10 protein-coding genes and 2 pseudogenes are annotated in these 20,146 nt (G+C 73.1%); 9 read left to right on the forward strand and 3 right to left on the reverse strand.

What is annotated here, in order from left to right; translation table 11 throughout:
• Positions 1 to 142: 142 nt before the first annotated feature.
• Positions 143 to 1,555, reverse strand: coding sequence for an APC family permease (locus ACFXMF_RS37710; protein ID WP_379991462.1), 1,413 nt, complete (start codon positions 1,553 to 1,555; stop codon positions 143 to 145).
• 304 nt (positions 1,556 to 1,859) lie between these two features.
• Here ACFXMF_RS37710 and ACFXMF_RS37715 point away from each other — a divergent pair, with 304 nt between their 5' ends.
• Entirely contained in the window at positions 1,860 to 3,098 is a 1,239-nt protein-coding gene (locus ACFXMF_RS37715) for an ROK family transcriptional regulator (RefSeq protein WP_360311021.1), read from the forward strand.
• Between the two features lie 133 nt (positions 3,099 to 3,231).
• On the opposite strand, the pseudogene ACFXMF_RS37720 reads toward ACFXMF_RS37715, so the two are convergent.
• Positions 3,232 to 3,459 (reverse strand): annotated as a pseudogene (locus ACFXMF_RS37720) (transposase); the annotation flags it as partial.
• Positions 3,460 to 3,546: 87 nt separating this feature from the next.
• A pseudogene (locus ACFXMF_RS37725) lies at positions 3,547 to 3,879 on the reverse strand (winged helix-turn-helix transcriptional regulator); the annotation flags it as partial.
• Positions 3,880 to 3,991: 112 nt separating this feature from the next.
• On the opposite strand from ACFXMF_RS37725, the gene ACFXMF_RS37730 reads away from it, so the two are divergent.
• From ACFXMF_RS37730 to ACFXMF_RS37765, 8 genes are all read left to right on the forward strand, one after another.
• Complete coding sequence (locus ACFXMF_RS37730; protein WP_379991458.1) at positions 3,992 to 4,912, forward strand: NAD(P)-dependent oxidoreductase; 921 nt, start codon at positions 3,992 to 3,994, stop codon at positions 4,910 to 4,912.
• A gap of 320 nt (positions 4,913 to 5,232) precedes the next feature.
• Entirely contained in the window at positions 5,233 to 8,556 is a 3,324-nt protein-coding gene (locus ACFXMF_RS37735; protein WP_379991459.1) for an amino acid adenylation domain-containing protein, read from the forward strand.
• Positions 8,553 to 14,108, forward strand: a complete 5,556-nt coding sequence (locus tag ACFXMF_RS37740) for an amino acid adenylation domain-containing protein (RefSeq protein ID WP_379991460.1) — start codon at positions 8,553 to 8,555, stop codon at positions 14,106 to 14,108. The genes ACFXMF_RS37735 and ACFXMF_RS37740 overlap by 4 nt, the downstream gene beginning before the upstream one ends.
• Entirely contained in the window at positions 14,105 to 15,631 is a 1,527-nt protein-coding gene (locus tag ACFXMF_RS37745; RefSeq protein WP_380017712.1) for a class I adenylate-forming enzyme family protein, read from the forward strand. The genes ACFXMF_RS37740 and ACFXMF_RS37745 overlap by 4 nt, the downstream gene beginning before the upstream one ends.
• Positions 15,628 to 18,828, forward strand: a complete 3,201-nt coding sequence (locus ACFXMF_RS37750; RefSeq protein WP_379989556.1) for an amino acid adenylation domain-containing protein — start codon at positions 15,628 to 15,630, stop codon at positions 18,826 to 18,828. Before ACFXMF_RS37745 ends, ACFXMF_RS37750 begins: the two co-directional genes overlap by 4 nt.
• The gene (locus ACFXMF_RS37755) at positions 18,825 to 19,043 is read left to right on the forward strand and encodes an MbtH family protein (protein WP_379989555.1); all 219 of its coding nucleotides are present in this window, start codon (positions 18,825 to 18,827) and stop codon (positions 19,041 to 19,043) included. The genes ACFXMF_RS37750 and ACFXMF_RS37755 overlap by 4 nt, the downstream gene beginning before the upstream one ends.
• Positions 19,040 to 19,306, forward strand: a complete 267-nt coding sequence (locus ACFXMF_RS37760) for an acyl carrier protein (protein ID WP_360311007.1) — start codon at positions 19,040 to 19,042, stop codon at positions 19,304 to 19,306. The genes ACFXMF_RS37755 and ACFXMF_RS37760 overlap by 4 nt, the downstream gene beginning before the upstream one ends.
• Positions 19,299 to 20,146: condensation domain-containing protein (locus ACFXMF_RS37765; RefSeq protein WP_380021011.1), on the forward strand; the 848-nt coding region annotated here is incomplete at its 3' end. The genes ACFXMF_RS37760 and ACFXMF_RS37765, both read left to right, overlap by 8 nt.

A 20,146-nucleotide genomic window follows, 5' to 3' on the forward strand; every position in this document is an offset into this window, starting at 1 on the left:
GGGGCCAGCGCTAACTTGGGGCCGCCGACGTCGAGGCCGCAGACGAAGTCCTGCCCCGCGCCCGCGCCGCACCACACCATTGCCTGCTCCGGCGCGGGCGCGGAGTCCGGAGCACCGGGGGTCCGGTCTCGGTGCAGCGCCGTCATACGGGCTCCGCGACGTTGCCACCGGCACCCGAACCGGCCGACTCCGCACCGGCGGACTTCGCGTCGCGGTCGGACCAGTTCAGGTACACCTCGGAGATCTCGCGTGGCCCGAACGGCCAGGTCCGCTCCACCTTGGCCCACACCAGGAACGCGACGCAGCCCAGCGCCACCCACGCCAGCGCCCACTCGATCGGGTGGCGTCCGGGCGAGTTCTTGTCGGCGTAGCAGAAGATCGCGATCCAACCGACCAGCGAGACCAGGGCCGGTACCGGATACAGCCACATCCGATACGGGCGGTCCAGGCCGGGTTGCCGGCGCCGCAGCACGATCAGCGCGGCGACCTGGGAGGCCGCCTGCACGATCACCATCACCGCGGTGAGCAGCACGATGATCGTGTTGAAGTCGGTGTGGTTGCCGATCAGGAAGCCCGCCGCGGTCACCACGCCCATGGTGAGCAGGCCCACCGTCGGGAAGCGGTGTCGCGGGTGCAGACGGGCGAACTGTTTGAAGAACACCCGGTCGCGGGCCGCGTCGTAGGGCACCCGCGAGCCCCCGAGCAGGCCGGCGAACACGGACGCGAAGGCGGTGATCAGGATCAGTACCGTCACCGTCTTGGCCGCGCCCTTGCCCCACGCCTCCTCCAGGACCAGCGAACCGATCGAGGAGGAACCGGAGATGGTGTCGGTGTCGGTGACCCCGAGCACGCCGATCTGCATGATCAGGTAGATCCCCATGATGCCGACGATGGAGTAGACGATCGAACGGGGCAGCACCCGGCCGGGGTTCTTGATCTCGGCGCCGAGGTAGGCGGTGGTGTTGTAGCCGAGGTAGTCGTAGATGCCGATGTTGAGGCCGCCCACGAAGGCCAGCCAGAAGCCGGTGGTGCCCAGGTCGAACGCGCCGTCCGGGTAGCTGAAGGCCAGGTCCGCGTCGAAGTTCGTGTAGCACGCGATGATCACCGCGCCGACGCTGATCAGCATCACCACCCACATGATCGTGCTCAGCAGGCCGATCGACTCGATCCTGCGCCACAACAGCAGGACCACCAGGAGCACGATGCCGACCCCGACCAGGTCGCCCTGGGTCTGCGACATCGAGGGCCACAGGTATTGCAGGTACTGCACCATGCCCAGCACGCCGGTGGACATGATCAGCGGGATGAACAGGATCGCGGTCCAGACGAACAGGAACGGCATCAGCCGGCCGGTCCGGTACTGGAACGCCTCGCGCAGGTAGATGTACGTACCGCCGGCGCCGGGCATCGCGGCGCCGAGTTCGGCCCAGATCAGCCCGTCGGCGAGGGCGAGCAGCGCGCCGGCGAGGAAGCCGAGGACGGCCTGCGGGCCGCCGAACGTGCCCACCATCAGTGGGATGGTGACGAACGGACCGATGCCGCACATCTGACTCATGTTGATCGCGGTCGCCTGGAACAGGTCGATCCGGCGGACGAATCCGCCGTCCGGCGTGGTCGCTCTTGGGCCGGCGCTCACCGTGAACCTCCAGAACAGGGGACACCCGGGGGACACCGGGTGTCGGAACGGGGGTGCGGAGGAAGGGACTTCGTGGTTCGACCCGGCCCGCGGCGGCACCGGTTTGTAAAGTAAAATTCCTTAACTAATCCCCGTCAAGGGTGCGTCGGGATCCGGCCCACATCTTTGCCCTTCCATGGCCGTTACAGTGGCGCGAGCACCTCGACACCCCGACGGAGACCCGATGACCGCAGGTGGGATCCCACCGGAAAACGACCTGCCCGCCGTGGCGCACTGGAACCGGGGCGTGCTGCGCAGCATCAACGAGCGCGTACTCCTCGACCGGGTACGCGCCGCAGCGCCCATCTCGCGCGCCCAACTCGCCCGCGACACCGGCCTGTCCAAGCCCACCGTGTCCACCGCGCTGGACGCGCTGGAACGCGCCGGACTGGTGCGCCCGGTGGGTCTGGAAACCGGTGCGCGCGGTCGGGCCGCGCTGCTGTACGAGCCCGATCCGACCGCGGGCTACGTCGTCGGCATCGACGTCGGGCGGTCCTGGATCCGGGTCGCGGTCGCCGACCTGGACGGGCGAATGCTGGCCCGGCAGGACCGGCACAACCGGGCCCGGACCTCGGCGACCATGCTGGCCACCGCAACCGACCTGGCACAGACCGTGGTGGCCGACGCGGGCCTGGCACCAACCGCCGTGGTGCACACGGTGATCGGCTGTCCGGGCGTGTACGACCGGGCGGCCGACCGGATCCGCTACGCGGTCAACCTGCCCGGATGGGGTCGCCCGGGGTTGCGCGGGCGGATGGAGAGCGCGCTGGGCACCACCGTGGACATCGTCAACGACGCCAACCTCGCGGCGCTGGGCGAGTACCACAGCGGGGCCGGCGTGGGCTGCCCGCTGTTCGTCTACGTCACCGTCGGGACCGGCCTGGGCATGGGTATCGTCGCCGACGGGCGGCTGTTCCCCGGGGCCTCGGGCGCGGCCGGCGAGATCGGCTTCCTGCCGCTGTCGCCGCGGCCCTCGGACCGGGTGGGGCACGGGGCGAGCGCGCCGGTACCGCGCCGCGGCATGCTGGAGGACGCGGTCTCGGCCGACGCCGTGGTGCGCGGCGCACGGGCGTTGGGCATGACCGGACCGCTCACCGCCAAGGGCGTCTTCGACGCGGCGCGCCGCGGGGTGGAGCCGGCCGCGAGCGCGGTGCGGCACGAGGCACAGCGGCTGGCCCACGTGGTGGCCGCGGTCACCGCGGTGCTCGATCCCGAACTCGTGGTGCTGGGCGGCGGGATCGGCGCGAACGCCGATCTGCTGATGGGTCCGATGACCACCGCGCTGCACGAACTCACCCCGCTGCGGCCCCGGGTGGCGGCGAGCGGCCTGGGCGAGGAGGCGGTCCTGGTGGGCGCGGTCGCCACGGCGGTGTCCACGGCCCGGGAGCGGGTCTTCGCCCACCACACGATGGCCCAGGGGTGAGTCGCGGTCACCCCCGGGTGGGCGCCGAGCGGCGGGCCACCTCGCCGATTCGGCCGATCAGCCCGCGCAACACCCGGGCCTGGTCCGGGTCGGCGCCCGCGAGTCGCTCGTGCAACAGCGCGGGCAGGCCCGACCAGGTGCCGTCGGCGGACCAACGGCGGTGCCGGGCGTAGACCGTGCGCCACGGGCCGAATCGCACGGGCAGGTCACACCACCGGGTGCCGGTCCGAAAGCGGAACAGCACGCCGTCGACCACCTGTCGGTGATCGCGCCATCGGCCGCCCGGGCGGCCGGGGTCCGGGAGCAGCGGGGCGAGCAACTCCCATTCACAGTCGTCGAGTTCGTCGTGTGCACCGACCACCGCCAAGACGATCAGCCGGTCCGCCGCGGGGCTGGGGTGCGACGCGCCACCGGCGCGTTCACCAGCGCGTTCACCCGCACCGCCGGCGCCGTCGCCGTTGCCGTCGCCGAGCAGGTTGGCCCGGCCCCAGGCGCCCAGCGGGCGCAGCGCCTCGTTCAGCGAGGTGCCGAGCGGGGTGAGCGAGTACTCCACGCGCAGCGGCAGTTCGGCGTACTCCTCGCGGTGCACGATGCCGTCCGCTTCCAACTCGCGCAGGTGCGAAGCGAGCACCTTCTCGGTGACTCCCGGCACCAGTCTGCGCAATTCGCCGAATCGGCACGGGTGTTCGTCCAGTGCCCACAGGATCAGCACCTTCCACTTCCCGCCCACCACGTCCATCGCCGCGTCGGTGCCGCAGACATACGCCCCGGGCCTGCGTGCGCTCGCCATGTCCGTCCTCGCCCGTCCTCTCGATGCTGCTCCCCCGGCCCCTGGGTACCCACCTCGAAGTGCGTACTTGTCCGGCCCGGCGGCTGCGACCAGCCTAATCGGCATGGAATCCCACTCCCCTTCCGTCGCTCCGCCCGCCTCCGACACTCCCGTTCGTACCCCGCTCGCCCTGCTCGGCCTGGGCGCGATGGGCAGCGCACTGGCCCGGAGCTGGCTGGCCGCCGGGCACCCACTGACCGTGTGGAACCGCACCCCGGGTCGGGCCGAGCCGTTGGCCGCCGCCGGCGCCGCGGTCGCCGACACCGCCGCCGAGGCGGTGGCCTCGGCCGAGCTGGTGGTGGTCTGCCTGCTCGATCACGCGTCGGTCGGCGCGACGCTGGCCGGGGTGGACCCGATCGGCAAGGACCTGGTCGACCTCACCACCGGCACCCCTGCCGACGCCCGGGCAGGCGCCGCGTGGGCGGCCGAGCACGGGGCCCGCTTCCTGGCCGGCGGCGTGCTCGCCGTGCCGCCGATGATCGGGGTGCCGGGCGCCGGCGGCCGGGTCCTCTACAGCGGCTCGGGCGAATTGTTCGCGGCGCGTCGCGACACCCTGGCGGTGCCGGCGGCCACCCGCTACGTGGGCGCGGACCCCGGCTTCGCCGCGCTCCAGGACGTGGCTCTGCTCAGTGCGATGACCTCGATGTTCGCCGGGATCTCGCACGCCTTCGCGCTGATTCGGAAGGAGGACGTCGACCCTCGGGAGTTCGCGTCGCTGCTCACCGAATGGCTCACCGCGATGGCGCCGGCCGCGCATCGGGCGGCGGCCCAGTTGCACAGCGGCGACTACTCCTCGGGGGTGACCTCGACACTGGCCATGCAGGTCGCGGGTGCACCCACCCTGTTGCGCACAGCGGCGGAGCAGGGGGTCAGCGCCGAATTGTTGCTCCCCTACCTCGCCCTGATGGAGCGTCGGCTCGCCGACGGGCACGGCGACGAGGGCAACACCGGACTGATCGATCTGCTCACCGCCCGAAAGAGGTGAACAAGCCCGCCCCACCGGGTGGAACCGGGCCTTCGACGATGAACACCCGGTTGGTCTCCATGGTCGGTCGTCCGTGTTCCGCCCGTGTCGAGGTCTGGACCAATATTCGATTTGGTATAGACCATTGACACCTTGTCGATGGCACTCCTAGCGTGGCCGACGCACGCCACGGGGGCGGACTTCGATCGGGCGACGGCAGGTCGCACGACGCGCCGCCGTGCCGGGAATCGACCTCGCGTCGGCGCCCGGGAACGGGATGACGGCAGGACCGCTCGGTCGCTGCGTCGCGTCCTTCGGGCGATGCCGGCGAGGGGGTCGACATGGACGACGAACGAACGCTTTCCCGGCCCCGGGCCGGGGCCGGATTCGCCCCGACGGACGGCGTCGGGCGGATCGGGTCGAGCCCCGCCGCCCCAGGGGCCGGCCCCGCCTCGGGCGCCGACGCCGCTTCGAGCCACGTCCCGGGCTCCGAGGAGCGCTTCGGGGTGCTGTCCTTCGGGCAGGAACGGCTCTGGTTCCTCGACCGGTTCGAGCCCGGCGACGCCGCCTACAACATCCCGTGGTTGTTGCGCCTGCACGGCCCGCTCCGGGTGGACGCGCTGCGCGCCGCGTTCGACGGCGTCGTCGCCCGGCACGACGCGCTGCGCACGCGCTTCCCGGACGACGGGGGCCGCCCGACCGCCGTGCTGCAACCACCCGGGCCGGTCCCGATCGAGACCCTGGACCTGAGCGGGCGGGACCCGGCGGCCCTGGCCCGGGTGTTGGACGAACGGGTCAACGCCGGCTTCGACCTCGCGCTCGCCGCGCCGCTGCGGGTGAGCCTGATCCGGCTCGCCGCCGACGAGCACGTGTTGTGCGTGGTGCTGCACCACATCCTGGCCGACGGCTGGTCGCTGAACCTGCTCCGGCGCGAGCTCGAACTGCGCTACTGCGCACACCGCGACGGCGTCGACCCGGTGTTCGCACCGCTGCCGAGCTACTCCGCGTACGCCGCACGCCAACGCGAACCCGACCCGGACACCGACCGGGCGATCGACTACTGGCGCCGGCAACTCGCCGACCTGCCCGCGCTCGAACTCCCGCTGGACCGTCCGCGCACCGCCGACACCGGCTCGGCCGCCGCCTTCCACACCCGCCGGCTCGCCGGCATCGGACCACTGCTGGACGCCGTCGCCCGGGCCCGACGCTGCACGCCGTTCATGATCCTGCTCGCCGGCTATCAGGCCGTGCTGCATCGGCACGGCGGACAGCGGGACTTCGCGATCGGCGCACCGATCGCCGGCCGCGCCGAGGTCGAGCACGAGCAGGTGATCGGCTACTTCTCCAACACCCTGGTGTTGCGCGCCGACCTGCGCGGCACCCCGACCTTCGCCGAACTCCTGCGGCGCACCCGCCGAACCGCGCTCGGCGCCTACGGACACGACCGCATCCCGTTCGAGCAACTGCTCGCCGAACTGCGGGTGGACCGCGATCCGGCCGCTCCCGCACCGCTGTTCCAAACCCTGCTGACCGTGCACACCCAGGACGAGGACACCGGGCCCGAACATCGGTTCGCCGACCTGGTCGCGGTCGAGGAGGACGGCGGGCATCGGGCCGGCAAGTTCGATCTCTCGCTGGACATCCGACGCGCCGGCGACGACCTGATCGCCGTGTTCGGCCACCGCACCGCGCTGTTCGACGAGGCCGGCGTCGCGGGCCTCGCCGAGCGCCTGGAGATCCTGCTGCGCGCCGCTCTGGCCGACCCGGACACCCCCGTACATCTGCTGCCGCTGCTGAGCGCCGCCGATCGCACCCGGTTGCACGCGGCCACGTTCGGGACCGCCCCGAGCGGCTCCGCCGAACCGGCCGAGAGCGTGCCCACCGCGATCGCCCGGGTGCCCGGCGACCGGATCGCGCTGCGCGCTGCCGACGGCACCCTCACCTACCGCGAACTGGGCCTGCGCACGGACGCGTCGGCCGCCCGGCTGCGGGCCGCCGGGGTGCGCCCCGGCGACCTCGTCGGCGTCCTGTGCCCGCGCGGCCCGAACGCGATCGTGGCGATGCTCGCCGCGTGGCGGGTGGGCGCGGCGTATCTGCCACTGGACCCCGAATACCCGGCCGCCCGGATCACGTTCATGATCACCGACAGCGGCACCCGAGTCGTGGTCACCGACCACACCTTCCCGGACGGGCTGCCGGAGCACGTGACCGTCGTGCCCGTGGACGTCGCCGACACCGCCCACCCTCCCCCGCCGGCCGACCCCGTCGACCCCGGACCGCAACACCCCGCCTACCTGATCTACACCTCCGGGTCCACCGGCACGCCCAAGGGCGTCCTGGTCCCGCACGGCGCGCTGGCCGCCCGGGTGCGCTGGATGCGCGCCGGCTACGGGATCCACGCCGAGGACCGGGTCCTGCAGAGCGCGTCGCTGAGCTTCGACACCCACGCCGAGGAGGTGTACCCGTGCCTGGCCGCGGGCGCCACGCTGGTGTTGCCCGCCCCCGACGCCACGCTGCCCGACGTGCTCGCCGAAGGCGGCGCGGACGACGTGAGCGTGCTCGACCTGCCCACGCCCTACTGGCACGAACTGGTCGAGACCGGCGCCGACACCATCGCCTGGCCGCCCGCGCTGCGCCTGCTGATCCTGGGCGCGGACCAGGTCCGCCCCGGCGCGGTGGCCGCGTGGCGGGCCCGCTTCGGCGACCGGGTCCGGGTGGTCAACTCGTACGGGCCGACCGAGACCACGATCATCGCGACCACGGCGGACCTGGGCGCGGCCGACGCGCTCGCCCGCCCGCCGATCGGCACGCCGATCGCGGACACGCACACCGTCGTCGCCGACCCGCACGGCAATCCGGTGCCCCCGGGGGTGGCCGGCGAACTGCTGATCGGCGGCGCGGGTGTGGCCCTGGGCTATCTCGGCCGCCCCGGCGCCACCGCCGCCGCCTTCCGGCCCGACCCGGACGGGCCGCCGGGCGCTCGCCGCTACCACACCGGCGACCGGGTACGGCTGCGCCCCGATGGACGCCTGGAGTTCCTCGGGCGGTTGGACGCCCAGGTCAAGGTGCGCGGCCACCGAGTCGAGCCGGGCGAGGTGGAGGCCGCCCTGCTGGCCCGCCCCGGCGTGCTCCAGGCCGCGGTGATCGCCCGCGACGAGGCACTCGTGGGCTATGTGGTCACCGACGCCGACCTCACCGTCCCGCAGTTGCGCACCGACCTCGCCGGCCGGCTGCCCGCGCACCTGGTCCCCGACGCGCTGGTGCGCCTGGACCGGCTGCCGCTGACCCCCAACGGCAAACTCGACCACCGCGCGTTGCCCGCACCGGACCGGCGCGCCGAACAGACCCACGGCTACCTCGCGCCGCGCACCGCCGCCGAGGAGCTGATCGCCGAGATCTGGATCGACGTGCTCGGCTTGGACAAGGCGGGCGTCCTCGACGACTTCTTCGAACTCGGCGGCCACTCGCTGCTCGCCACCCGGGTGGTCGCCCGCATCGCCGCCACCGCCGACCTGAACGTGCCGCTGCGCACGCTGTTCACCCACCGCACCCTCGCCGGGTTCGCCGCCGCCGTCGAAGACCTCCTGGTCGCCGACCTGGAGGCCCTGGACGACGACACCGCCGAGCAGCAGCTCTCCCGGGAGAGGAACCGTCCGCAGCCATGAGCACGGAATCCCCAGCACGCGCGACGACCCTCTCCGCAACCAAGCGCGAACTCCTGGACCGCCGGCTGCGCCGACGCGCCGACGCCGGTCCGGTCATCCCCCGCCGCCCCGAAGGCACCGTGCCGCCGCTCTCCCATGCCCAGGAACGCCTGTGGTTCATGGAGCAGTTCGCCCCCGGGACGGCCGCCTACACCATCCCGATCGCGCGTCGCCTGCGCGGTGCGCTCGACGTCGAGGCACTCACCCGGGCGCTGAGCGACCTGGTCGCCCGGCACGAGACGCTGCGCTCGCGCTACCTGGTCGACGAGGACGGCCGGCCGCACCTGGACATCGCCGAGCCCGCGCCGGTCCCACTCGCCCGCGCCCGGGCCGCCGACCCGGAGCGGGTGTCGGACCTGATCACGGCCGCCATCGCGACGCCGTTCGACCTGGCCGAGGGCCCGCTGTTCCGGGCCCTGCTGATCGAGGCGGCCGCGACCGACCACGTCCTGCTGCTGACCGTGCATCACAGCGTCAGCGACGGCTGGTCCAGCGAGATCATGGTCCGCGAGGTGCTCACCCGCTACGCCGCGCACACCGCGGGCAGCGTCACACCGGTCGTCGAACCGGCGGTCTCCTACGGCGACTTCGCGATCTGGCAGCGAGAGCGGCTGACCGGCGACCCGCTCGCCCGCGAGATCGCCTACTGGCGCACCGAGCTGGCCGGCGTCGAGCCGCTCGAACTGCCCACGCGCGGACCCAGACCGGCCCGGCAGACCTTCGACGGCGCCGGCTACGCGTTCGAGGTCGATCGCGAACTCCTGGACCGGCTGGCGTCGTTGGCCCGCGAGCGCGGCGCGACGTTGTACATGGTGCTGCTCGCCGCCTTCCAACTGGTGCTGGCCCGACACAGCGGGCAGCGCGCGTTCGCGATCGGCTCCCCCGTCGCCGGTCGGCCGCATCCCGAGGTCGAGGACCTGGTCGGGATGTTCGTCAACGTGCTCGCGCTGCGGGCGCGCACCGACGGCGACCCGACCTTCGCCGAACTGCTCGACCGCACCCGGGAGAGCTGCCTGGAGGCGTACGCACACCAGGAGTTGCCGTTCGCACAATTGGTCACCGAACTGAACGTGCCCCGTGACGTGACCCGTTCGCCGGTGTTCCAGGCGGTGCTGGCGGTACAGAACTACGCCACCGCGAACGCCGACGGCGACCGTGCCGCACTGTCCGCGGAGGTGTTCGGCATCCGGGCCGGCGGCACCCGGTTCGACCTGGAACTGTTCCTGATGGAGTGGCCGGACGGGCTGCGCGGCGCGTTCAACTACAACACCGACCTGTTCGACGAGGCGACCATCGCGCGCCTGGGCCGACACCTGGGCCGCTTGCTGGCGGTGCTCGCGGACCGACCCGACGTCCCGGTGTCCACGCTCGACGGCCTGGATCCGGACGAGCGCGAGCTGATGTTGACCCGGTGGAACGACACCGCCGCGTCGGTGCCGACCGAGGCCACCCTGACGAGCCTGATCGCCGAGCAGATCGACCGCACCCCTGACGCGATCGCGGTCACCCTCGACGAGCGCACCCTGACGTATCGCGAACTCGACGCCGCCGCCGACCGGGTGGCGCAGCGCCTACGAGCCGAGGGGGTGCGCGCCGGCGATCTGGTCGCGGTCGGCGCCGAGCGCTCCCCGGAGTTGGTCGCGGCGCTGCTCGGGGTGCTTCGGGCGGGCGCTGGATACACCCCGCTGGATCCGCAATACCCGGCCGAGCGGCTCGCGTTCATGCTCGCCGACTCGGGCGCGCGGGTGTTGCTGACGCAGCGTGGCCCGGCGATGCCGAACGAGCGCGCGGCCCGGGTGTTGTACCTGGACGACCTCGCCGACTGGCCCGACCCGGCTCCCGGCGCGCTGTCGGGCGCCGGGCCCGCGCCCGACGACGTCGCCTATCTGATCTACACCTCCGGCTCCACCGGCCGGCCCAAGGGGGTGCCGAACACCCATCGCGGCATCGTCAACCGGATCGCCTGGATGCAGGACACCTACCGACTGAGCGGCACCGACGCGGTGTTGCAGAAGACCCCGGCGAGCTTCGACGTCTCGGTGTGGGAGTTCTTCTGGCCGCTGAGCACCGGTGCCCGGCTGGTGCTGGCCCGGCCCGGCGGGCACAAGGACGCCGGCTACCTGCGCGACGTGATCGCCGAACAGGGCGTCACACTCGCCCACTTCGTGCCCGCGATGTTGACGATGTTCCTGGCCGAGGAGGGCGTCGAACTCTGCACGACGCTGCGCCGGGTGGTGTGCAGCGGCGAGGAACTCGCGCCGGACACCGCGCGGGCGTTTCGCGAGCGGCTGCCGCATTGCGCGCTGGCGAACCTGTACGGGCCCACCGAGGCGGCCGTGGACGTCACCGCGTGGGAGTGCGCGGGCCCGCTCGCGGCGGTGCCGATCGGCGCACCGATCCACAACACCCGGGTGTACGTGCTCGACGACGCCATGCGGCCCGCGCCACTGGGCACGCCCGGCGAGTTGTACCTGGGCGGTGTCCAGGTCGCCCTGGGCTATCACCGCCGCCCCGGGCTGACCGGCGAGCGGTTCGTACCGGACCCGTTCGGCCCGCCCGGCGCCCGGCTCTATCGCACCGGCGACCTGGCCCGGTGGCGCCCGGACGGCACGCTCGCCTTCCTCGGCCGGCTCGACGGACAGGTCAAGCTGCGCGGCCTGCGGATCGAACTCGGCGAGATCGAGGCCGTGTTGCGGGGGCGCGACGAGATCGAGGAAGCCGCGGTCGTGGTGCGCGAGGACACGCCCGGGGACAAGCGCATCACCGCGTACGTGGTCCCGGTCGAGGATCCGGCGAGGCTCGGGGCCGACGGGGCCGACGCGTTCGACGCGGACGACGTGCGGGCCGCGCTGAAGCGCACGATGCCCGACTACATGGTGCCCGCCGCGTTCGTCGCGCTGCCCGCGCTGCCGTTGACCCCCAACGGCAAACTGGACCGCAAGACCCTGCCCGCGCCCGCCGCGCGCCGCTCCAAGGGCGCCGCCGACGCGCCGCCGACGACCCCCGCCGAGCTGCTGTTCGCCCGCATCTGGTGCGACGTGCTCGGATTGCCCGAGGTCGGCGTCGACGACGACTTCTTCGACCTGGGCGGCCATTCGCTGCTCGCCACCCAGGTGGTCGCCCGCGCCCGCCGGCAACTCCCGGAGATCGGCGGGCAGGCGGTCAGCGTGATGGACGTGTTCACGCACAAGACGATCCGCGAGATCGCCGCGCTGGCCGGCCTGTCCGAGGCCGAACGCGGCCCGGCCCGGCTGCTGTACCGCCTCGCCGGGCCGGTCCCGGCGGCGCGGCGCACGTTGTCGCTGGTCTGCGTGCCCTACGGGGGCGGCAGCGCGGTGGTCTATCAGCCGCTCGCCGACGCGCTGCCGGACACCCACGACCTGTGGTCGGTGGCGATCCCCGGCCACGACGTGGGCGTCACCCAGGAGCGGCTGCCCTTCGACGAACTCGCCCGGCGGATCGTGGCCGAGATCCAGGAGCGGGTCCAGGGGCCGATCGCGCTGTACGGGCACTGCGGGGTCGGCAGCGCGCTGATCGTCGCGGTGGCCCGGCAACTGGAGGAAGCCGGGCGCGAGTTGGCCGCCGTCTACATCGGCGCCCAGTTCCCCTTCGCTCGTCCGAAGAACCGGGTGCTCGGCACGCTGAGCCGGATCGCCGCCCTCGAACCGCTGCTCGGCGACCGGGTCTACGCGAACTGGCTGACCTCGATGGGCGCCGACATGGCGGACCTGGACGGCGAGCAGATGAAGTTCATCATCGGGAACATGCGCCGCGACTCGGTCGCCGCCGAAGAGTACTTCACCGAGGCGCTGTCCGACCGACGGCCCCGGTTGCGCGCGCCGATCGTGTCGGTGATGGGCGACCGCGACCCGGCCGCCGACTTCTACCAGGAGCGCTTTCGGGAGTGGCGCACCATCGCCGACCGGGTCGGCCTGGTGATGCTCGACGAGGCCGGCCACTTCTTCCTCAAACACCGCGCCGACGACCTGGCCGAGGTGATCACCCGGGTACACCCCGCGCTGGTCGCCCAGGACACCGACGCCCTGCCCACCCGCGAGGCGGACGGCCCGTGGTGGTTCCACGGAGCCGCCGGGCCACCGCCGGATCCGGGCCCGCCCGAGCGCACCGACACCCGCGAACCACAGCCCGGGATGGGCCGGTTCCTGCTGGTCGCGTTCAGCCAGCTCGTGTCGATCACCGGCTCGGCGCTGACCGAGTTCGCCCTGCCGATCTGGATCTACCTGGAGACCGGCTCGATGGGCCGGTTCGCCTTGTACGCGGTGATCGGGATGCTTCCCGGCATCCTGATCGGCCCGCCGGCCGGCGCCATCGTGGACCGGATGGATCGGCGCAAGGTGATGCTGGCCGGCGACATCGCCGCCGGCGGCACCCAGGGGGTGTTGTTGCTGCTGCTGGCCTCCGGCAACCTGCACCCGTGGCACATCTACGTGTTGCTCGGCTCGTTGTCGATGGCGCTCACCTTCCAACGCCTGGCCTACGCCTCGGCGGTACCGCAACTGGTGCCCAAGCAATACCTCGGCCACGCCAACGGCATCGTGCAAATGGCGGGCGGGGTGGCCCAGTTCGTGGTTCCCCTGATCGCGGTGGGACTGATGGCCGGAATCGGGCTGCGCGGCATCCTGATCCTGGACGTGGTCAGCTACGCGATCGCGATCACCATCATCGCGTGTGTGCGGTTCCCGCGCACGCTGCCCTGGCGCAGGCGCGAATCGTTGACCTCGGAGATCAAGCACGGTTTCACCTACTCCTGGCGACACCGGGGCTTTCGGGCGATGTTGTTGTGGTTCGCGGTGTTGAACCTGTTCCTGTCACCGCTGTTCCTGCTGACCACGCCGCTGGTGTTGTCCTTCGACTCACTGGGCGGCGCCGCCCGGGTCTCGATGGCGGCCGGCGCCGGGGTGATCATCGGCGGCATCGCGATGGGCTTCTGGGGCGGCCCGCGTCGGCAACGGCTGCGGGGCATGTTGTGGTTGGCGGCCGGCCTGGCCGGCGCGTCCGCGTTCACCGGGCTGCATGCGAGCCTGTGGGTGGTGGGCATCGGCGCCTTCGGGATGTCCTGCGCGTTGTCCCTGGTCAACGGCGTCTACACGACCATCGTCCAGGTCAAGGTGCCACAACGTTTCCACGGCCGGGTGTTCGCGCTGAACACGCTGGTCGCGTGGTCCACGCTGCCGATCGGACACGGCATCATCGCGCCGTTGGGTGCACGGTTGTTCGAACCGTTGATGGCCGACGACGGACCGCTCGCGGGCTCCGTGGGCACCGTGATCGGACACGGCGAAGGCCGCGGAATCGGTTTGTTGTACCTGGTGTTCGGCGCCGCGATGGTGGTACTCGTGCTGATCGGCCTGCGGCTTCCGGTACTGGCCCGCTTCGACCGGGACGTGCCGGACGCACCGCCCGACGACGAGGTCGGCATCCAGGAGCGCGAACGCCGGCTCCGGGCCCGGGCCGACCGGGTCGAGCCGGCCCTCGCGGAGGTGTCGAGATGAGCACCGGCACCCGCCCCTCGGCCCGCCCCCGCCCGGTCTCGGCCGGCCGCCGAGGGCCGGAGAGCCTGTCCGCGCTGCTCACGCACCGCGCCGAACTGGAGCCGGAGCGGCCGGCGATCCTCAGCGGCCGGGAGAAGTTGACCTTCGGCTCGTGGCACGAACGCGCCGACGCGGTCGCCGCCGGGTTGAGCACGCGCGGCGTCGGCGCCGGCGACCGGGTCGCGCTGCTGTACGGCAACGGCGACTGGATCGACTACGCGACCGCCTACCTGGGCGTGCACCGGGCCGGCGCGGTCGCGGTGCCGATGTCGGATCGGCTCGCGCCCGCCGAGGTGCGCCGGCTGCTCGGGCACAGCGGCGCCGCGGCCGTCCTGCATCGCGCCGAGCTGACCCCGCCGGACGCCGGCACCGGCGCCTGGGCCGCGCCGGTGGAGGACATCGAGACCTACCCCGGCAGCGAACTCCCGCCGCCCGCGGCGGGCGACCTCGCCCAGATCCTGTACACCTCCGGCACCACCGGCACCCCCAAGGGCGTGGCCGCCACCCACGCCAACCTCGCGCACGGCTGCACGTTGGACGCGCGCCGGCGCCCGCTGGGGCACTCGGCGCACTTCCTGCACGCCTTCCCGGTCGGCACCAACGCCGGGCAGACCATGCTGATCAACGCGCTGGACGCCAAGGCGACCGCGATCGCCGCCCCGCGCTTCACCCCCGGCCACTTCGCTCGACTGATCGAACGGCACGCGGTGGGCAGCGTGTTCGTGGTCCCGGCGATGGCGATCGAACTGCTCGGCACGGAACAGGTGCGGCGCTGCGACCTCTCCGGGGTGCGGCTGCTCGGCTCCACCGCCGCCGCCCTGCCGCAGAGCGTCGCGCTGGGCCTGTCCCGACTGTTCCCGCAGGCCCAGATCGTCAACTACTACACCTCCACCGAGGCCGCGCCCGCACAGACCACGATGCTGTTCGACCCCGAACACCCCGACTCCCCCGGGCGGCCGGCGTCGCTGCGCGACCTGCGGGTGACCGACGACGCGGGCCGGGTGTTGCCGGTCGGCGAGACCGGCGAGGTGTGGCTGCGCTCGCCGACCACGCCCAGGTCCTACTACGGCGAGGAACCCGATACCGCGGTGTTCTCCGGGCGTTGGGTGCGGATGGGCGACCTGGGTCGGCTGGACGCGGACGGCTTCCTGTACCTGGTCGACCGGGAGCGGGACGTGATCAAGTCCGGTGCGTACAAGGTCTCCACGCTCCAGGTCGAGAACGCCCTGCACGAACACCCGGCGGTCGTCGACGCGGCCGCCTTCGGGGTGCCGCATCCCGTGCTCGGGATGACCGTCGCCGCGGCGGTGGTACCGACGGGCAATCTCACCGCGACCGAGCTGCGGGTGTTCCTGATGGAGCGTCTCGCCGCACACGAACTGCCCGGGCACGTGTTGTTCCGGGAATCCCTGCCGCGCAACGAGGGCGGCAAGATCCTCAAGCGTGAGCTGCGCCGGCTCCTGGACGACGAGGTCCGACCATGACTGTCACCAACGATCAGATCCCCCCGACGACCGAGGGCGAGGGCGGCCGGTACACCGGGCCGGTCGCCGCCGAATCGCCCGTCGCGCCTTTGTCCGCAGCCCAGTTGGGCCTCTGGGTGACCGAGCGCACGCTGCCCGCCGAGTCCGCCTACCACCTGTCGGTGCTGCTGCGCTTCGACGGCCCGCTGGACGTGGCCGCACTGGCGGCGGCGTGTGCGAGCACCGTCGCGCGCCATCCGGTGCTCGCGACGGCGGTCGGCGAGGCCGACGGCGTGCCCGCCCTGGTGCCGGTCGGGCCCGCGCCGATGCGGCGGACCGCCGCCGACCCCGCCGACATCGACGCCCGGATACGGGCCGAACTCGCCCGCCCGTTCGACCTGTCCGTCGGGCCGCTCGCGCGCTTCACGCTGTTCACCCTGGGGCCGGACCGACACACCCTGTTGGTGACGGCCCATCACCTGGTCTTCGACGGCACGTCCAAGGAGATCGTGGTGGCCGGCCTGGCCCGGGGCTACCGGGCGGCCCGGGACGGCACGAACGCCACCGGTGCGGCCCCGGAGGCGCGTTGGGCGGCGGAGGCGATCCACGCGGCCGGGACCACGTCCGGGCCGCCGCCGGTGGACGCCACCAGCGTGTGGGCCAGGCACCGCGAGGAACCGGGCCGGGCCGTGTTGCCCGGCCTGTCGCCGGGCACCCGGGCCGGCAGCGAACCGGCGCCGGGGAACGCGATCCCGTTCACCCTGGGGCCCGAGACGGTGGCCGCGCTCGACGAGGCGGCGCTGCGCCTGGGCGTGACCCACTTCGAACTGCTGCTCGCGGGCTGGCACGCGTTGCTGTTCCGGTACGGCAACGCCCGGGTGCGCACCGCCCTGGAGTTGTCCACCCGCACCCCGGCCGACATCCGCCACGTGGGCCTGTTCGTCAACGAGTTGCCGGTGTCCTCCAGGCCGCGCGCGGAACAGGAGTTCGGCGCGTTCGCCCGCGAACTGCGCGCCGAACTGCGGGCCGTCTACGCGTTCCGTGACGTGCCCTACAGCCACACCGTGCGCGGCCTCGGTCCCAGGACCGCGCTGACCGACCTGACCGTGAGCTACCGGCGGCGCACCCGCGCGATCGAACCGGTGTTCCCCGGCGTCGAGGTGCGGGTCGAGTGGATCGTGCTGCCGCCGACCGCCCGCAACACCGCGCATCTGCAACTGGTCGAGGGCCGGGACCGGATCGACGGCGCGCTGCACGTGCCCACCGACGCCTTCGCCCCCGGCGTCGCCGCGCGCATCCCGGGCCACTTCGCCACGCTGCTGACCACCGCCCTGGCCGACCCGGAGCTGCCCATCGGCGATCTGCCGCTGCTGCCCGAGGCCGAACTGGTCCGGGTGCTGCACGCGGACAACGCCACCGACACGCCCTACCCGGCCCGGGACACCGTGGTCGACCTGTTCGCCACGCGCGCCTGTGCCGCCCCCGACACGGTCGCCGTGGTGTGCGCCGGCCGGTTCCTGACCTATCGCCAGGTGGCCTCCGCGGCCTACGTGTTCGCCCGCCGGCTCGGCGCGGCCGGGATCGGCGCCGGCGACCTGGTCGGGATCGAACTGGGCCGCACCGGCGAACAGGTGGCCGCCGTGCTCGGCGTGCTCGCGGCCGGCGCCGCCTACCTGCCGTTGGACCCGGGCTATCCGGCCGAGCGGCTCGCCTTCATCCGCGCGGACGCCCGGATCGCGGCGCTTGTCACCGAGCGCGGCGAACGCCCCGCCGACACCGCCGCCGAGGTCCTGGTGCTGACCGGGCCCGACCTGTACGGTCCCGACCTGTTCGGGCCCGATCCCGCCCCGGTGGAGCCCCCGGCCCGGCCCGAACCGGGGGACCCCGCCTACGTCATCTACACCTCCGGCTCCACCGGCCGACCCAAGGGCGTCGAGATCCCGCACCACGCCCTGGCCAACCTGCTGGCGAGCATGCGCGATCGGCTCGGCGCCACCGCGGGCGACCGCTGGCTCGGCCTGACCTCGCTGTCCTTCGACATCTCCACCGTCGAACTGCTGCTGCCGCTGGTCACCGGCGCGCGGGTGGTGCTGGTGCCCGACGACCGGCACCGGGACGGCCCCGCCCAACTGGCCGTCCTGGAGCGCCATGCGATCTCGCACGTGCAGGCCACGCCCAGCGGCTGGCGGGTGCTGCTCGCGGCCGGGCTGCACCGCCCCGGACTGACCGCGATCACCGGCGGCGAGGCGCTGCCCGCTGCACTGGCCGACGAACTGCGGCGCGCGGTCGGCCGGTTGGTCAACGTGTACGGCCCCACCGAGACCACGGTGTGGTCCACCTACGCCGAGGTACGCGGCGACGCGCCGCCCGGGATCGGTCGGCCGCTGGCCAACACCCGCGCGTACGTGCTCGACGGCTGGCTGCACCCGGTGCCCGAGGGCCTGCCGGGCGAGTTGTTCCTGGGCGGCGACGGCGTGGCGCACGGCTATCCGGGCCGCCCGGGGCTGACCGCCGAGCGGTTCGTGGCCGACCCCTTCGGGCCGCCCGGCGCCCGGCTCTACCGCACCGGCGACCTGGTCCGGCACGCGCCCGGCGGCGGCCTGGACTACGTCGGCCGGACCGACGCCCAGGTCAAGTTGCGCGGCCACCGCATCGAACCGGGCGAGATCGAGAGCCTGCTCGGCGCGCACCCGGGCATCGCCCAGGCCGCGGTCCGGCTGCTGGACCGGGACACCGAACACGCCCGCCTGGTCGGCTATCTGGTCCCCGAACCCGGGCAACCCCCGGTGGCACCGGACCGGTTGCGGGCGTATCTCGCCCATACGCTGCCGGCCGCGATGGTGCCGCACACCTTCCTCGTCCTGGACGCGTTCCCGCTCACCCCGAACGGCAAGCTGGACCGCGCCCGATTGCCCGAACCGGCCCCGGCCCGCGCCGAACCGATCGACCCCACCGACCCCACCGGGGCCCCGGGCGCGCCCGCCGACGAGGTCACCGAGACCGTCCGGGCGATCTGGGCCGAGGTGTTGCGGCTGGACGATGTCGGTCCGGACGAGGACCTGTTCGACCTGGGCGGCCATTCCCTGACCATCACGCAGATCGCCGCGCGCATCCGCAAGCGGCTCGGCGTCGAGGTCCCGCTCGACGTCTTCTTCGACAGCCCGACCGTCACCGGCGTCACGGACGCCATCCGCGAACTCCAGGAGCAGCAACGATGAGCACCGAGACGGACAGCACCGTGGAGCAGTACCGCGTGGTCGTCAACGACGAGGAACAACACTCGTTGTGGCCGCTGCGCACCGATCCCCCCGCCGGGTGGGTACCCACCGGCTTCGTCGGCACCCGTGCGGAGTGCTCGGCGCACATCGACCGTGTCTGGCCGGACATCCGTCCGCTGAGCCTGCGTCGGCGCCTGGCCGGGGACGCGGCATGAGCGCCGAGCAACTGCGCGAGCGGGTGGCCACGCTGATCGCCGAGGTCAGTGACGGCGAGGTCAGCGCTCGTGAAGTGCTGGCGAACGAGGGCTCGTTGACGGCCGCCGGGGTCAGCTCGTTGACGTTTCTGCGGCTGATCGACGCGCTGGAGGGCGAGTTCGACGTGTTCTTCGACCTGGACGCGGATCTCGACTTCGTCGAGGACCTGGACACGCTGGTCGAGCGGCTGACCCGGCAGGGCGTGGCGGTGGGCGATGGCTGAGCGCGGCGCGGCGAGAACCCCGGTCGCGGCCGATGCTCCGACCGAGGTCCCGCACGAGGTCCGAGCGCCGTTCGCGGTGGCCGTGGACGGCCCGGTGGAGGCGCCGCTGACCTGGGGGCAGCGGGCGATCTGGCAGGCCATTCGACGCACCGCGCCCAGCGACCACTACTTCAACATGACCCGGGTGTTGCCGATCGCCGATCGCGGCGGGCCGGTGGACGTGGCGCAGGCCGGTGCCGCGCTCGGCCGGCTGATGGAGCGGCACGACGCGTTGCGCACCCGGCTGGTGAGTGCCGACGGCGAGCCCCGGCAGGTGCGCCACCCGGCGGGCAGTCTGCCGGTGCAGGTGTTCGAGGCGGCCCTGATCGAGGACGCGGACACGGTCGCCGCGGCGGTGGCGGAGCGGCTCGGCGCGACCCGCTTCGACTACTTCGGCGCGTGGCCGATCCGGGCCGGGCTGATCGTGCACGGCGGCCGGGTGCGCTATGTGGCGCTCGCGCTGTGCCACGTGGCCACCGACGGGCACGGCGTCGAGGTGCTGGTGCGCGACCTGCGATTGTTGATCCGGCGCGGTTCGGCCGGTGGGCCGACCTCGGCCGGGCCGCTGGATCTGGCCCACGAGCAGTCCTCGGCGACCGGACTGCGCCGGGGCGAATCGGCGCTGGCGCATTGGGAGACGCACTACCGGCGGATCGCGCCGACGGTGTTCGCCGACGTGGTCGCCGAGCCCGCCGCGCCGCGGTTTCGCACCGTGCGGCTGGTGTCCGCGGCGCTGGCCCGGGCCACCGACGCGGTGGCGCTGCGGCACCGGATCAGCCCGTCCGCCGTACTGCTGGCCGG

Source organism: Embleya sp. NPDC059213 (genome assembly GCF_042754445.1).
Classification (GTDB): Bacteria; Actinomycetota; Actinomycetes; order Streptomycetales; family Streptomycetaceae; genus Embleya.

Excerpts from the sequence above, each read along its gene's own strand:
- ACFXMF_RS37760 (WP_360311007.1), top strand. The coding sequence starts at position 19,040 with ATGAGCGCCGAGCAACTGCGCGAGCGGGTGGCCACGCTGATCGCCGAG.
- ACFXMF_RS37730 (WP_379991458.1), top strand. The coding sequence starts at position 3,992 with ATGGAATCCCACTCCCCTTCCGTCGCTCCGCCCGCCTCCGACACTCCC.
- ACFXMF_RS37745 (WP_380017712.1), top strand. The coding sequence starts at position 14,105 with ATGAGCACCGGCACCCGCCCCTCGGCCCGCCCCCGCCCGGTCTCGGCC.
- ACFXMF_RS37715 (WP_360311021.1), top strand. The coding sequence starts at position 1,860 with ATGACCGCAGGTGGGATCCCACCGGAAAACGACCTGCCCGCCGTGGCG.
- ACFXMF_RS37755 (WP_379989555.1), top strand. The coding sequence starts at position 18,825 with ATGAGCACCGAGACGGACAGCACCGTGGAGCAGTACCGCGTGGTCGTC.
- ACFXMF_RS37740 (WP_379991460.1), top strand. The coding sequence starts at position 8,553 with ATGAGCACGGAATCCCCAGCACGCGCGACGACCCTCTCCGCAACCAAG.
- ACFXMF_RS37735 (WP_379991459.1), top strand. The coding sequence starts at position 5,233 with ATGGACGACGAACGAACGCTTTCCCGGCCCCGGGCCGGGGCCGGATTC.
- ACFXMF_RS37710 (WP_379991462.1), bottom strand. The coding sequence starts at position 1,555 with ATGAGTCAGATGTGCGGCATCGGTCCGTTCGTCACCATCCCACTGATG.
- ACFXMF_RS37750 (WP_379989556.1), top strand. The coding sequence starts at position 15,628 with ATGACTGTCACCAACGATCAGATCCCCCCGACGACCGAGGGCGAGGGC.